Genomic DNA, 15,139 nt, shown 5'->3' with positions numbered 1-15,139 from the left:
GCACGAGGAGATGGCTGGATGACGTCCTGGATCTGCCGGCGACGGCGTTCTTGAGGCGCGGATGCGTCAGGGCGTCTCGACCGTGGTGCGGCCGACGGGACGGACCCGTCGGCCGCACCGGGTGCGGGGCTCCGCGCCGCTAGGCGGCGTCCTCCGTGAACAGGCGGGGGAGGAAGTCGATGAGTGACTTCTGCCAGACGTCCCAGCTGTGCGGACCCGGGACGATCGGTGCGAACTCGTGGTTCACCCCGCGGTCGTCCATGGCGGCGATCAGCTGCAACGTCGCACCGTAGGTGAAGTCCTGCTGGTCGCCGGAGTAGACCCGCAGCAGCTTCGTGCCCTCGTTGATGGCCTCGACGTCCGCGGTGGCCGGCGGCGCGCCGAATGCCGACATGGCGCCGATGTAGCCGAACTCGCCCGGGTGCGCCCAGAGGGTGCTCAGGGTGTGGCCAGAACCCATGGAGAGGCCCGCCAGGGCGCGCCGGTCGCCCCGGGAGCTGATGTTGAACTGGTCCTCGGCGGCCGGCACGATGCGCGTCGTGATCTCCGTGGGGAAGTCCACGCCGTTTCCGTTGGCCATGACCACCACCATCGGCACGATGTCGCCCCGCAGGTAGCTGTTGTCCAGGATCCGCTGGACATACCCCACCTCGACCCAGTCGGTCCACGTCTGCCCGCCACCGTGCTGCAGGTAGAAGACCGGGTACTCCTCGGCGCGGTCCGCGTCGTAGTCCGGGGGCGTCCACACGTACGCCGAGCGCTGCTCGCCGCCGCCCGCGGTGCTGGGGTAGCTCATGACGCTGACCTCGCCGCGCGCCTCGGCCGGCACCTGCGCGGTGTACCGGGCGCGGACCGTGTCGCCGGTGGCGGTGAAGGTGCTCCACGTCCGTTCCGAGAACACCGTCGTGGGGTTGTTCGCGTCCTTGCGGTCGACGCCGTCGACCACGAACTTGTAGTAGTAGGACCCGCCCTCGAGGGCCAGCGAGAGGCGCCACGAACCGTCGTCCTGCTTGACCATGTGGGTGCGCGGCCAGCTTCCGGCCGGGCCGAAGTTGCCCCAGACGGTGATGTTGTTCGCGTCGGCGAGCTCAGGGCCGAGCTCGAAGGTGACCACGCCGTTCTCGTCGACCCACGGTGTGGGGGTCGTGCCCGCCGGCGGGAGCTCGTGCCGCACGAACGGCAGGTGGCCCTCGCTCGGGCCCTCGTCGTCGACCTCGCGGAAGACGCGCCCGGCGAAGTCGTGCAGGTTCTTCTGCCACGTGTCCCAGGTGCCACCCGTCGCGGGGTCGGACCCGTCGGGCTGGAACTCGACGCCCGCCTGCGTCAGCCGGTCCGCCAGCGCCACCGTCTCGTCGTACGCGGGGTCGGTGACGTTGCCCGCATAGAGGCGGACGACGTCGGTCGAGTCGTTGATCTGCTTGGCCTTGCCGCGCGAGATCGGCTTGTCGTAACCACCCGAGAACGAGCCGACGTTCGCGAAGTCCCGCGGCTTGGCGACGACGGCGTCCAACGCGAGCTCCCCGCCGCGGCCGATGCCGGCGATCGCACGGCCCGACCCCTGGTCGGAGACGTTGAACGCGCGCTCGACGGCGGGCAGCAGCTCCTTCGTCACGCCGGCGGGACCCGGTGTGCCGGCGTCTCCCAGGACGACCACCATCGGCTCGGCGTCGCCGTCGAGCGTGAGGTTGTCCATGATCTGGCCGAGCCGGCCCAGCTCCACCCACTCGCGGTAGCTCTGCCCCTCGTCCTGCAGCAGGTACAGCACCGGGTACTGCTCCGCGCGGTCCGCGTCGTAGCCCGGGGGCGTCCACACGAGCGCTTCCTTCGTGTGCTTCGGTCCCTTGCCGTACTCGATCGTCCCGAGCTCGCCACCGTCGGCCACGTCGTCGAGCCACTCCGCACCCGGTCCGGGGACGAACAGGGTGCTGTAGGTGGGCTTCGACGTCACCTCCTGGGGCGCGGCGGGGTTGCGGAAGGCGACCGCGTCCTGGTCCGCGGCCGGGCGCGCGGCGTACTGGTAGTAGTACAGGCCGGGTTCGAGGGGCCCGAGCGTCGCGGTCAGGTTCGACCCGCTGGCCCCCATGTTGAGGTCGGTCCACGCCTTGCCCGGGCCGAAGTTCCCCTGCACCGCGACGGGGCCGTCCCCGAGGCCGGTCTGCTCGGTCACCGCCGCGCGCGGCACCGTGAAGCGGTAGACGTCGGAGATCGGGTTGTTCGGCACCTCGCTCACCCACGGGTCGGCGCTCACCGCTTCCGCGGCGGCGGGCGGCGCGACGAGCACCACCCCCGTCACCACCGCGCTCGCGGCCACGGCCGCGAGCGTTCGTCGGCCCCGTCGGATCGCCTGGGCGGGGCCTGTCTGAGATACGGACGTTCGAGCCATCTACGTGCTCCCTTGCACGAGCGGAATCCGGTCGACGTGAACTTTAACGTTAAATACGAGGCTCGACAAGGGCTGGTCGGGGTGAGCAGCGCAGCGGCTCCGGGGCGGCGCCAGATCTTGTCGGCGCCGTCGGCTCCGTTTCACCCGCAACGGGTGAGGGTGCCGGTCCCCGTGTCCACGCAAGGTCGCGGGGCCAGCTCAAGCCGTGGGAACAGGACGTGGGATGACCTACCAACGACAGCAGCCGCAGGGCCCCGCACCGCGACCGAGGGCGGTCGACGCCCGGGTCCTGTGGTCCGGAGGGGTGGCGACGGCGCTCGTCGTCGCCCTGATCGCGCTGGTCGGTGTGGTCGTCTTCCGTGGCGTCTTCGGCATCCCGATCCTCGCCCCCGAGGGCGAGGGCGTCTGGGGTGACGCGTCGACGATCGGGTTGATGGTGGCCGCCGCCGTCGCGGCGCTGGTCGCCGTGGCGCTGGTCCACCTCCTGCTGCTGAGCACACCGCGGGCGCTGTCGTTCTTCGGCTGGATCGTCGGGCTCGCCACCGTCGTCGCGGGTGTGGCGCCGTTCGCCACCGACGCCGCGCTCGACAGCAAGCTGGCGAGCGCGCTGATCAACGTGGTGGTCGGGTTCGCGATCCTGGGCCTGGTCGCGGGCGTCGCGCGCACCGCCGTCGCCCGGGCCGGACAGAGCGCATGACGGTGCCGGAGGCGAAGCGAGGCACGGGGCCGCGCCGCCGGTTCGTGCGAGCGCTCGCCACCCTCGGCGCGGCGGCGCTGCTCCTGCCGTTCGTGCTCCTGACGGCGCCCTCCGCGGCCGCGGCCGAGTGGGGCATCGCCAAGACCGAGGTGAGCTCCGGGCCCTACGAGCCGGGCGACACCGTCCAGTACGTCATCTCGGTCTCGTGCTCGGACCCGAACGCGGACCCGTGCACCAGCGCCGTGGTCACCGACGAGCTGCCCGCCGGCCTGGTGCTGGTCAGTGCCTCGGTCCAGAGCGGCCCGGCGGGCGGCGAGATCGTCGCCGACACCGAGACGGACACGGTCACGGCGACCTGGCCCAGCGTCCCGAACGGCGGGCAGGGCCAGATCATCGTCACGGCCCAGGTCGATCCCGACCTGCCGTACAGCCAGGACGGCGTGCCCATCACGAACACGGCCACGGTGACCGCCGACAACGCGCCCGAGGCGTCGTCGGACGCCACGGTGACGCCCGTCGTCCCACTCGTGCTGGAGTCCGGGACGACCAAGTCGATCGACCCGGCGGGCGCCGTCGCGGCCCCGGGCACCGCCGCCACGATGACGCTCACGGCGACCAACACGTCCAACGCTCCCGTGGACGAGCTGGTCGTGCAGGACCCCGTCGACCCGACGGCGACGCCGAGCCCGTTCACCTACCTCGGCTACACGGGCACGGGCGACATCACCCTGCCGCCGAACGCGGACACGGTGACGCAGGAGTACTGGGACGGCACCCAGTGGCTGCCGCTCGACGACACCGTCGACCCGGCCACGGTGCAGGGCGTGCGCTACACGTTCAGCGGCGACATCCAGCCGGGCGCGACCGCGACCATCCCGGTCGAGGTGGAGCAGCGCGAGAACGTCACCGAGCTCACCGACGCGACGACCGTCACCAACGACGTCTCCTCCCTGGTGGTGCGGGACGACACCGAGTCCGACCCTGTGACCGCGGAGGACACCTACGTCATCACGCCGCCGGACAACAGAGTCACGGCGAGCAAGTCGTTCGACCCCGCCACGGTGAGCGCGGGGGAGCCGACCACGGTCACCCTGGGTGCCACCAGCACGGGCGACCCCACGACGTCGCTGACCCTGACCGAGCCCTCACCGGGCACGCCCAGCCCCTTCGAGGGCGACGACCCGCTCACGTTCACCGGGTTCGGCCCGTCCGGGGACGGCACGGGCATCCAGTGGCCGGCGGACGCCGACGCCGCGACCGTCACCTTCACCTGCGCGGACGGCGCCACGCCGAGCCTGAGCACGACCACGGTCGGCACCCTGCCCAACCCGCCGGCGGGCTGCGCGGTCGTGGGGTTCTCCGTGGAGTTCACCGGCGCGATCGTCACCGGGGCCGCGGCGTCCGTCCCGTTCACCGCGGACACCGACCCGGACCAGGACGCCGACGACGTCACGCACGCCAACGAGGTCACCGCGACGATCCCCAACGCGGAGGACACCGCCTCGGCCGACCTGGTGACCCTCAGCGACCGCCTCGCGACCCGGACGGACAAGCTGATCTCGCCGTCCACGATCCCCGCCGTCCCGGGCCAGAGCGTGGTGGTCCAGCTGCCGTCGCAGCTCCTGCCCTTCGGGCCGGACGGGTCGACGACGTCGGCGAACCAGGTCGTGATCCAGGACCCGACCGACCCCGCGGACCCCGGCGAGTTCTGGGCGAACTTCACCGCCACCTCGGTGCGCACGACCGACGTGCCGGCCGGGGCGACGCTCACCGTGAACTACTGGGACGGCAGCGCCTGGGTCCCCGCGCCGGACTGCGGCCCGTGGACCGGCCCGCAGACGGTGAGCTGTGACCTGCCCGAGGGCGCCGAGGGCGTCCAGTTCGTCTACGACTCCGAGGACGGCTTCCCGCCGGGCACCTCGTTCCAGCCCAACTTCACCGCCGCGTACGACGGCCCTGCCGACCGCGACGACCCGATCACCAACTGCGGCGCCTCCAGCGCGTCGTCCGGCACGGTGCCCCCGACCGACCCGGCGGAGGGCTGCGCCTCGGTCGACCCGTTCCCCGTGGACGGCACGGGCGACCTCGACGCGATCGAGAAGTCGTTCCTCGGCGGTGACCCGCCCACGGTCCTGGCCCGGTCCGAGGACCAGGCCACGGCGCAGCTCACGTGGTCGACCGACGGCTTCTCCGGCGTCGACCCGATGGTCCTGTCCGACATCGCCGACCCGGCGTCCACCGACGTCGCCGACTCGTTCTACGAAGCGTTCGACCTCGTCCGGGTCGAGCCGATCGACGCCTCGATGGACCCGCTGATCGGCTACGACCAGGTCGAGAGCGTCGAGCTGTTCGTCGACGGCGCGTGGGTCGAGGCGTCGGGTGACCCCTGCCCGCAGGCGTGCGACGGGACGTTCCCCGGCTACACGCTCACGGCCGACGAGCGGGCGGCCGCGACGTCGGTCCGGCTCACCTACGTCGAGTCGCCCTCGCGCACGGCGGGCGCCGACCCGACCGCCCCGCAGCCCGGCGAGGGCGTCGCCCGGTCGACGCTCGCCGACGGCCGCCACCTCCAGCTCACGTTCCAGGTGCGCGACGAGCGGCGCAGCGACGGCGAGCCCGTGCTGGGCTCGACCAACGGGACCCTCTACAACACGGCGGACCCCGGGCTCGTGAACGACACCGCCCGGGCGACGGCGACCTACGACGGCGAGACGTACACCGACGTCGACGACGCCGACGTGCTCATCATCGACCGCCCCATCAATGTCGGCGTCACCAAGGACTGGACTGGTGGCCCCGTGTCGGTCCCGCCCGCGGGCACGCCCGCCGCGTTCTACCCGTCCACCACCGTCACCATCCAGGGCACCAACGAGTCGCTGGCCCGTGTCGACCAGCTCCGGCTGGTCGAGCCGGGTCTGGCGGGCAGCGGCGACGTGCAGGTGGCCGAGGGAACCTCACCGTTCGACGCCTTCACGCTCCGGGCGCTGGTGATCACACCCCCGGAGGGGACGGACACGACGACCGTCACGCTCACGTACGCCGACGGCACGAGCGCGGACGTCACGGAGGCGGAGGCCGAGGCCCTGACGCCCGGCGACCTGGCCGACGTGATCGGCGTCGAGGTCGCGTTCGATGGGCGGATCGCCGCCGAGGCGACCGGGACCCTGGAGCTGACGCTCCAGCTCCGGGAGCTCGACCGGTACACAGGCGATCCGGTGACCGTGGCCGGCTACTCGCCCGTGCCCGACGTCGCGGCGGCCCAGGTGACCGACCCGGGTGGGACGGACGACGACACCCCGCTCGCCTGGGACGGCGCCGACATGGTGCTCCAGCAGCCGGGCATCGGCGTGGTGGTCGGCAAGTCGTTCGACCCCGACCAGGTGGTCGAGCCCGGCACCGGGCCCGTGCGCATGACACTGTCGGGGACGCCCCAGGGGCCGTCCCGTGCCGTCGAGATGGTCCTGGTGGACGACGAGCCGCGCTTCTGGAACCAGTACGACTTCGTGGGCTTCGCGGACGCCACGCTCACCGCGCCGATCCAGCAGGTGCGGGTCGACGCGTTCACCGGCGGCACGTTCACCGACGACGGCGACGGCGTGACGGTGAGCGGCGGTTCCTGGGTGACCGGGACGCCGTCGGGCACCTTCGCGCTGCCCGACGGGGTGGCCCCGGGCGACGTGCAGGGGCTGAGGTTCACGTTCACGCGGACCGACGGCTCGATCTGGGAGAACCCGGCCACGCCGACGCAGACCGTTCCGATGGACGTGGAGCGCCGCGAGGACCTTCGCACCGGCGGCCCGGTGCTCCCGGACCTCGCCGCGAACCCGCCCGCGCCGGGCGAGACCGCGCCGGGCGTCGCGAGCAACGAGGTGGACGGCACGGTGACGGGTGCCGACCTCGTGGTGGACCCGGAGACGGGCGACACCGTCCCGGTGAGCGCGGGCGACAGCGCGACGGCGCAGGTCCGCTATGTGCACGCCGAGAACGGGGTCGAGGTGGTCAAGGACTTCGACGGCACGGTGACGGGCGGCACCGAGGCACCGAACGCCGTGTTCCCGATGAACATCGCGGTCACGAACACCGGGAACCGCCCCGTCTTCGACCTCGTGGTCACCGACCCGATGCCGGTCGACGCCGACGGAGCGCAGCTGCGCCTCGCGGACGTCGACGAGCCGTTCTCCTACGCTTTGGCGGGCGCGGGACCCGACCCCGCCAACGGCACGCCGCTGCCGACAGACCCCGGCGACGTGACGGTCGACCAGACCGGTGACCTCGAGAACCTGGAGTTCACGTTCCCGGAGGGGGCGGTGCTCGAGGTCGGGCAGACCTACACGATCACGGTGCAGGTTCGGTTCCGGGTGGGGCTGCCCGCGCAGACCGTGGTGGACAACACCGTGGGCGTCACCGGCGACCGGCCGTGGGACGAGTGTGCGGCCCGGCTCGACGAGGCCACCGGCGCCTGCGAGGCCGATGCCGACGTCACGACCATCCCGGCGGGTGTGCTCGCGCAGTCCAAGGTGGTCAAGGCCACGGACGACGACGAGCTCGACGTGGTCGTCGACCCCGCGGCCGACCCGGACACGCAGTGCGCGCCGGACGCGGCCGGGTTCTACGCCTACCCCTGCACGCCGGTGACGGCGCCCGGGCACGACGAGACGTGGCGCGTGCGGATCGACAACGTCGGCAACCTGCCCATCACCAAGGTGGTCAGCTACGACCGCCTGCCGGTCCCCGGCGACACCGGGTCCTACGCGCAGTCCGCCCGCGGCTCCCAGTGGAGGCCGATCCCCACGGACGACCCGCCGCCCACCCTCGTGAACCCGCCTCCGGGCGCGGAGGTGACCTTCTCCTACACGACCGCCACCGACTACTGCCGGGACGACATCGAGAACCCCGGCGGTGAGCCGGTGTGTCCCACGGATGACCCGGAGGCCGGCTGGGTGCCGCTCACCGGCGACGAGGGCGACGAGGTCTTCGAGACGATCACCGCCCTGAAGGTCGTGGTCACGTTCACGCAGGACGACCCGCTGCAGCCCGGCGAGTCCATCGCCTACGAGGGCACGACGACCACGCCGCCCGTCGCGCCCGAGGCCGGGGACGGGGCCATCGCCTACAACTCCGCGGCCGCCTCCGGCGTGGTGCAGACCCCCCAGGGGCCGCTGAACCTGCTGCCGACCGAGGGCACCAAGGTCGGGGTCGCGACGGCCACGGGTTCGCTCCAGGTCGTCAAGCGGGTCACCGGGGAGGGCGCCGCGTACGCGCCCGACTCGTTCGAGCTGAACGTGGAGTGCACCTCGGCCGTCGGCACCTGGGTCGAGGAACCGCTCGACCCGATCCTGGTCACCGTGTCGCCGGGCACCCCGGTCACCGTGCCGAACCTGCCGTACGGCGCCGAGTGCACGGTCACGGAGGACCCCGTGGGTGGCCAGACGGAGCTCGTGGTCGGGTCGGTGACGATCGGCCGGGAGCCCGAGGTCGTGACGCTCACCGCGGTCAACCGCTACGACCTGGCGAGCCTGGTCCTGTCGAAGGACGTGGTCACCGCGGCCGTCGACCAGGACGGCGACCCGGTCGGCTACGGGCCGTTCGAGGTCACCGTCGACTGCACGTTCCTCGGCGAGCCGGTCTACGCCACGGGCTACGGGCCGTTCCGCCCGATGGTGGTGACGATCGAGGACGGCGAGGAGGTGGTGCTCGACGGCCTGCCGGTCGGCGCCGAGTGCACCGCCACGGAGACCGGCACGGGCGGCGCGGCCTCCGTCGACGTCACGGTGACGCACGACGGCCAGGAGCCCGTGGTCACGGACGGGACCGAGGCCACGACCACCGTCACGCCGGACGAGTCGGGCGAGAGCACGACGGAGGTCACCTTCACGAACACGTTCGACGTGGGCGCGCTCGACCTCGTCAAGGTGGTCGACGGCGAGGGCGCCGAGGCCTACGGCGCCGGACCCTTCACGCTCGCGGTGCGGTGCACGCTCGACGACACCGGCGACGAGCCGCGCGTCGTCTACGACGGCACCGTCACGCTCGGCGCCGCCGGCCCGCTCACGGCGCAGATTCCGGACCTGCCGACCGGCGCCGTCTGCCGGGTCACCGAGCCCGGCGACGGCGGGGCGACGTCCACGAGCGTCGCGCCGCGCCGCGTCACCGTCGGGTCGGGCGACACCGTCGAGGTGACCGTCACCAACACGTTCGACCTGGGCGCGCTCACGGTGGACAAGGCGGTGGACGGTGCCGGCGCGGAGCTGTACGGCGCCGGACCGTTCGAAGTGTCCCTGGCCTGCACCTTCGACGGCGCGCCGATCGCGATCCCCGGCGGGGCGGTGCGTGCGCTCGTGCCGGGCGACCCGGTCGTCTACGCCGGTCTGTCGGTCGGCGCGCAGTGCGCCGTCACCGAGACCGCCACGGGCGGCGCCACGTCGACGACGCTCTCCACCGTGGGCGACGGGGACCCCGGTACGGCCGTCGTGCCGGCCGGAGATCCGGCGGCGCTCACGGTGACGAACACGTTCGATGTCGGGCGGGTCGAGGTGGTCAAGACCCTGTCCGGGCCGGACGCCGCCGCGCACCAGGACGACGTCTTCACCGTCGAGCTGGCCTGCACGCGGGACGTCGACGGCGCGGTCGTGGACGTCGAGATCCCGGGCGGCCCGACCCGCACGCTGTCGGCCGCCGACGACTGGACAGCGGTGTACGAGGACCTGCCGCAGGGGGCGACGTGTCAGGTCACCGAGACGGACGCCGGCAGCGCGGACAGCGTGACCATCGTCGTCGACGGGACCACCACCGAGACGGACCCGGCGGCCGGCGACCCGTCGGCGACGTTCGACCTGCCGGCCGGCGACGACGTCTGCCTGCCGGTCGAGGTGACCAACACCTGGGGCGCGACGACCGGCGGACTCGCGGCGCCGACCCTCACCGCGCCCACCCTCACTGCCCTGGCCGACGCCTTCGCGTCGGACGACGGCGCGCTGCCCGACGAGTGCGGGGACCCGGGCGGGCCGGACACCGGCGCCGGCCCGGACGAGCCCGCGCCCGGTGCCCCGCCGGACACCCTGCCCTGGACGGGTGCGAACCCGCTCCCGGCGGCCCTGCTCGCCCTGCTGTTCCTCGCGGGCGGCGGCGTGGTCCTCACGGTCAGCCGTCGGATGCGGGGTTGCCCCGGAAACCACTGAACCGGCCGGCACCCGCCGGACCGCACCTGCTGTCGTACCTGCTGCCGCACCTGTCGTTGTCGCAGCGTTCTTCTCGCCCTGGAGGTAGTCATGGAACCCTCGTTCGGACCCGTCGAGCTCGTCGCGCTCGCCTTCGACACCCCGCGCATCCCGCCCTCGGTCGCCCAGGCCGTGCTCGACGTCGGCGCGACCGGCGCCGTCACGCTGCTCGACCTCGCCGTGGTGCGCCGCGACCAGGACGGCAACATCGACATCCTGGAGGCGCACGAGCTCGGCGACGAGGTCGACCTCGTCGCCGTGGAGCTGCCTGCGTCCGGGCTCACCGGTGACGAGGACCTGCGAGAGATCGCCGAAGCGGTCGAACCGGGCACGTCGGTGCTCGTCCTGGCGGTCGAGCACACGTGGTCGCGTGAGCTGGTCGCGGCGGCGGTCGCCGCGGAGGCCGACGTGATCCTGCACGAACGGGTGCCCGCCGTGACGGTCAACGAGATCGCCGCGCTGGCGGACACCGCCGCATCCCCGCTCTGAGCGGGGCCCCGCAACACCACCACCATCGAACGGAGCATCGACATGGCACCACTCCGACGTTTCGGCCGACCCGGCCTCATCGGCACCGCCGCTCGCACGGCCGTCATCGCGGGCACCGCGCAGGCCACCGCCGGCGCGATCAGCCGCCGGCAGGCGGGCCGTGCGCAGCAGCAGTACGAGGCCCAGCAGTACGAGGCGCAGCAGGCCGCGCCTCAGCAGTACCCGCCGCAGCAGCCCGCGCCCCCGCAGTACGCCCCCGCGCAGCAACCACCCGCCGCGCCGCCGTCGGACGGCGCGAACGACGCGCTCCTGACCCAGCTCGCGCAGCTCGGCGAGCTGCACGGCAAGGGCGTGCTCACCGACGACGAGTTCGCGGACGCCAAAGCAAAGCTCTTGGGCTGAGAGGGGATCACGATGAGACGGACGAGAGCGGTCACGACAGCGGTCACGGTAGGCCTGATGCTGCTGGGCACGGCAGCGTGCTCCGGCGACACGCCCGAGGAGAACACCGAGCAGGCCTGTGCCGCGGCGGAGCAGCTCGACGTCGCGCTCAGCGACTTCGACACCACGGTGACCCCGGAGGCCACGGTGGACGAGGTCAGCGCGGCGCGGGACGAGGTGCGCCAGGCGTGGGAGGAGCTGGAGGACGCCACCGGCGACGTGGCCGAGGACCGGGGCCAGGCGCTCGACGACGCGTGGGACGGCCTGGAGCAGGCCGTCGAAGACGTCCAGGGGGACGAGACGGTGTCCGACGCCGCGGCGTCGCTGAAGGACGAGGCAGCGAACGTCCAGGACGCACGCCAGGCCATGGTGGACGAGCTCGGCTGCTGACGTAGGTCGCGACGAAGGGGGACGCCATGAGCGAGCAGCAGCGGCGGACCGAGTCCCGCTGGTCCGTCGAGAACGTCGCCGTGGCGCTCCTCGCGATCACCGCGGTGCTCACCGCGTGGAGCGGGTTCGAGGCGAGCAAGTGGAGCGGGGAGATGTCCATCGCCTTCTCCCGCGCCTCGACCCAGCGCATCGAGGCGACGCGCCAGGCGACGACCGCGGAGGCCGCGCGGGCGATCGACCTGCAGACGTTCGGCATCTGGCTGCAGGCGACCGCCGAGGACGACCAGGCGCTGGCCGAGTTCACGCGGGAGCGGTTCACGGAGCACTTCACGCCCGCCTTCGACGAGTGGCTCGCGGCGCGTCCGCTGGAGAACCCGGACGCGCCCGCGAGCCCCTTCGCGCTGGACACCTACGTCCCGCCCGGTCAGGTGGCGGCGCAGGAGGCCGACGCCCGCGCCGACGAGTACTTCGCCGACGCGCTCACCGACAACCGGCGCGGTGACAACTACACGCTGCTCACCGTGCTGTTCGCGCTCGTGCTGTTCTTCGGGGCGCTCGCCAACCGGTTCGACTCACCGCGCAGGTCCTGGACCGTGCTCGCGGGCGCGGGCGTCTTCCTGCTGCTCGGCGTGGGCTTCCTGGTGGCCTTCCCCAAGATCGTCTAGGACTCCGGCGGCGTCCGGCGCTGCCCGTTGCCGCCGTCGACCTCCCGCCACCGGTCGGGGTCCCGCAGCATGTGCGACTCGACGAGGTCGTGCCGCCGCAGGTAGGTGTTGGCCGTCGCCTGGATCGTGGCGGCGATCGGCAGCGCCAGGAACGCCCCGAGCGCCCCGAACACGGCGCCGAACCCGAGCACCACGAGGAAGCTCACCGCGGGGTTCATCTCCAGCGCCCGCGCGGACACCTTGGGGGAGAAGTAGAGGTTCTCCAGCTGCTGGTAGGCGATGATGAACGCGAGGACGGCGAGCGCCTGCGGCAGGCCCTGCGACGTCAGCGCCACGGCGACCGGCAGCGCGCCACCGAGGTAGGTGCCGATGGTCGGGACGAACTGCGACACCACGCCGACGAAGACCGCGAGCGGCAGCGCGTACGGGGTGCGGACGATCAGCAGGAAGACCAGGGTGAACGCGCTCGACAGGGCCGCGAGCACGATGCGGGAGCTGATGAAGTCCGAGACCTTCACCTGGGTGATCTCCCACAGCGTGAGCACCTCCTCCTGGCGGGCCGGCGTGAGCCAGCGGCACACCGCGACCCGGAGCCGGGGCCCCGCGGCCAGCAGGTAGTACGTCACCAGCAGGATCGTCAGCATCGCGAACAGGACGCCGACCACCGAGGCTCCGACCAGCAGCGCGCCGGAGGCGACGTCGTCCCCGAAGTTCGTCAGCACCTCGCGCGCCAGGTCCTCGGAGTCGGGGAGGGCCACCCCGAACTGCTGCGCCACGCGGTCCTGGATCGCCGCGTACACGTCGGGCAGGCTCTGGAGGAGCTGGAGGAGCTGCTGGACGAAGAGGTTGCCGAACAGCCCCAGCACCAGCGCCGCGACGACGAGCGAGCCGCCGAGCGCCACGGCCGCCGCCGCGCCCCTGCGCCACCCGTGCCGCACGCACCAGACCACCGGCGGCTCGAGGGCCAGCGCCAGGAAGAACGCGATCAGCACGTTCACCGCGAGGCCGCGCAGGGCACCCATCGCGTACCAGCCGAACGCCCCGAGGTAGACGGCGACGACCACCAGGGCCAGCGCGCGCGGCAGCCACCGGGGCGGCCGGCGGGAGGCGGCGTCGCCGCGGGGCGCGGTGGCGGCCGGGGATGGCTCGTGCGGCTCGGTCATGGCTGGGCGTCCCGGGCGCTCGCGGCGGTCACGGCGGCCTCGACCGTGGGGAGCACCCGCCCGTCGCGGTCCGCACCGGCCCACCAGGGGGACGCCGCCGCCTGGCGGCCAACGTCCGGGGGGAACGCCGCGAGCAGCAGCGTCGTGCCCTCGCGCGCGAGGTCGGCGTCGAGCGCCTCGAGCGCGTCGAGCAGCGGGATGGTCGCCTGGAGTACCGCGGTGCCCTCCAGCACCACCGCGTGCGGTGCGGGTCGAGGGCTGAGCGCGGCCGCGAGGACGTCGTCCTGCGTCGGGCGCGCGTTGCCCGTGAAGATCGTCCGGTCGAGGTGCAGCAGCACCACCCCGGCGGGCGTGGCGCCACCGCCCGCGGACGGGTTCGTGGTCCAGCCGCCCTCGGGCGCGGCGTACAGCGGGCGGACGGCGCTGCGGCTGACCGCGCGCAGCACCAGGAACAGCGTCAGGACCATGCCGGCCCCGACGGCCGCCAGGAGGCCGGCAGTGAGCGCGATCGCCGTCGTGCCGAGCGCGACCCAGAACTCGGTGCGGTCGATGCGGAACAGCCGCACGTACTCGGCGGGAACCACGAGCCCGACGACCGCGACCAGCACCAGGGCGCTCAACGTCGCGGCCGGCAGGTCGCTCAGCACGGGCGCCAGGAAGAGCGCGACGAGCACGGCGAGGGCCGCCGTCGTGAGGCCGGCCGCCTGGGTGCGGGCGCCCGCTCCCAGGTTGACGGCGCTCTGCGAGAACCCTCCCGCGGGCGGGAGGCACTGCGTGAGGCCGCCGCCCAGCGCGGCGACCCCGACCGCGAGCAGCTCCTGGTCGCTGTCGACGACCGGCTCGGACCGCTGCCGCTGTGCGCGGGCGACCAGGACGGTCTCGAGGAAGGCCATGACGGCGATCGCCAGCGCGGCCGGGAGCAGGCCGGGTATCGCGTCCCACAGGGGCGGGCTGAGGTCCGGCAGGCCGGCGGGCACCGGCTCGATGAGCGCGAGGCCCTGCTCCTCGACGGCGGTCAGGACGACCAGCAGGATGGAGGCCACCACCACGACCAGGGCGGCGGGCACCCGCGGCGCCACGCGGCGCAGCACGAGCAGGGTGGCGACGGCGAGGACCGAGAAGACGGCCGTGAGGGCCTGCGTCGTGGGGAGCGCGGCGACGACGTCGGCGAGCTTGCCGAAGAACCCGGCGTCCCGGTCCGGCACCGTCAGGCCCAGGAGGGTGGGCAGCTGGGTGACCGCGACCGTGAGCCCGACGCCGGCCTTCACGCCGGTCAGGGTCGCGGGGCTGATCTGCTCCACCAGCGAGCCGAGCCGCAGGAGACGCATCGCCAGCAGGCACACCCCCACCAGGGCGGTGAGCGTGAAGGCGGCCGCGAGCAGGTCGTCGGAGGCCTGGCCGGACGCCGCGAGCGCCGAGGCGGTCAGCACCGCGATGGTCGACGTGGTCGAGACGCTCAGGGTGTGCGATCCGCCGAGGAGCGCGTAGAGCAGCACGGGGACGATGCAGGTGTAGAGCCCGACGGACACCGGCAGCCCGGCGATGGTCGCGTAGGCCATGGCCTGCGGGACCACCACGACCCCGGCGGCGAGACCCGCGACGACGTCGGCCCGTAGCCACGTCCTGCGGTACCCGCGGAGCGAGGGGCCGAGCCAGCGGGGTGCAGCCGAGGTCTGGTCCACGCGGGTCAGCCA

At 73.2% G+C, this 15,139-nt stretch carries 9 protein-coding genes; 6 read left to right on the top strand and 3 right to left on the bottom strand.

All coding sequences use genetic code 11. From position 1 onward, the window contains the following. Window positions 1-139 precede the first annotated feature (139 nt). A complete protein-coding gene (locus tag ACZ7LE_RS21010; protein WP_470405178.1) occupies window positions 140-2,311 on the bottom strand; it encodes an alpha/beta hydrolase-fold protein in 2,172 nt (723 codons plus the stop codon). Window positions 2,312-2,606: 295 nt separating this feature from the next. On the opposite strand from ACZ7LE_RS21010, the gene ACZ7LE_RS21005 reads away from it, so the two are divergent. The 6 genes from ACZ7LE_RS21005 to ACZ7LE_RS20980 all read left to right on the top strand — a co-directional run bounded on the left by ACZ7LE_RS21005 (window position 2,607) and on the right by ACZ7LE_RS20980 (window position 12,282). Beyond that, a complete protein-coding gene (locus tag ACZ7LE_RS21005; protein WP_470405177.1) occupies window positions 2,607-3,080 on the top strand; it encodes a DUF6069 family protein in 474 nt (157 codons plus the stop codon). After that, on the top strand, window positions 3,077-10,258 hold the full coding sequence (locus ACZ7LE_RS21000) for a DUF5979 domain-containing protein (protein ID WP_470405176.1): 7,182 nt from the start codon (window positions 3,077-3,079) through the stop codon (window positions 10,256-10,258). Before ACZ7LE_RS21005 ends, ACZ7LE_RS21000 begins: the two co-directional genes overlap by 4 nt. Window positions 10,259-10,348: 90 nt before the next feature. Next, a complete protein-coding gene (locus ACZ7LE_RS20995) occupies window positions 10,349-10,786 on the top strand; it encodes a DUF6325 family protein (RefSeq protein WP_470405175.1) in 438 nt (145 codons plus the stop codon). A 42-nt stretch (window positions 10,787-10,828) separates the two neighbouring features. Next, complete coding sequence (locus tag ACZ7LE_RS20990; RefSeq protein ID WP_470405174.1) at window positions 10,829-11,188, top strand: SHOCT domain-containing protein; 360 nt, start codon at window positions 10,829-10,831, stop codon at window positions 11,186-11,188. Window positions 11,189-11,200: 12 nt separating this feature from the next. Beyond that, window positions 11,201-11,617, top strand: a complete 417-nt coding sequence (locus tag ACZ7LE_RS20985) for a hypothetical protein (protein WP_470405173.1) — start codon at window positions 11,201-11,203, stop codon at window positions 11,615-11,617. 26 nt (window positions 11,618-11,643) lie between these two features. Next, entirely contained in the window at window positions 11,644-12,282 is a 639-nt protein-coding gene (locus tag ACZ7LE_RS20980) for a hypothetical protein (RefSeq protein WP_470405172.1), read from the top strand. Here the strand turns inward: ACZ7LE_RS20980 and ACZ7LE_RS20975 are convergent. Beyond that, window positions 12,279-13,445 (bottom strand): AI-2E family transporter, encoded by a 1,167-nt coding sequence (locus ACZ7LE_RS20975; RefSeq protein WP_470405171.1) that lies wholly within the window; start codon window positions 13,443-13,445, stop codon window positions 12,279-12,281. The two genes, ACZ7LE_RS20980 and ACZ7LE_RS20975, sit on opposite strands and share 4 nt — an antisense overlap. Then, a complete protein-coding gene (locus ACZ7LE_RS20970) occupies window positions 13,442-15,127 on the bottom strand; it encodes a SulP family inorganic anion transporter (RefSeq protein WP_470405170.1) in 1,686 nt (561 codons plus the stop codon). The genes ACZ7LE_RS20975 and ACZ7LE_RS20970 overlap by 4 nt, the downstream gene beginning before the upstream one ends. Window positions 15,128-15,139: the final 12 nt, after the last annotated feature.

The organism is Promicromonospora sp. NPDC110617 (genome assembly GCF_055598465.1).
The sequence above is the reverse complement of the archived record's forward strand: the minus strand, read 5'-3'. Positions and strand labels throughout refer to the sequence as shown.

Coding starts and splice junctions, on each gene's coding strand:
- ACZ7LE_RS21005 (WP_470405177.1), top strand. CDS start 2,607: ATGACCTACCAACGACAGCAGCCGCAGGGCCCCGCACCGCGACCGAGG.
- ACZ7LE_RS20990 (WP_470405174.1), top strand. CDS start 10,829: ATGGCACCACTCCGACGTTTCGGCCGACCCGGCCTCATCGGCACCGCC.
- ACZ7LE_RS20975 (WP_470405171.1), bottom strand. CDS start 13,445: ATGACCGAGCCGCACGAGCCATCCCCGGCCGCCACCGCGCCCCGCGGC.
- ACZ7LE_RS20985 (WP_470405173.1), top strand. CDS start 11,201: ATGAGACGGACGAGAGCGGTCACGACAGCGGTCACGGTAGGCCTGATG.
- ACZ7LE_RS20980 (WP_470405172.1), top strand. CDS start 11,644: ATGAGCGAGCAGCAGCGGCGGACCGAGTCCCGCTGGTCCGTCGAGAAC.
- ACZ7LE_RS21000 (WP_470405176.1), top strand. CDS start 3,077: ATGACGGTGCCGGAGGCGAAGCGAGGCACGGGGCCGCGCCGCCGGTTC.
- ACZ7LE_RS20995 (WP_470405175.1), top strand. CDS start 10,349: ATGGAACCCTCGTTCGGACCCGTCGAGCTCGTCGCGCTCGCCTTCGAC.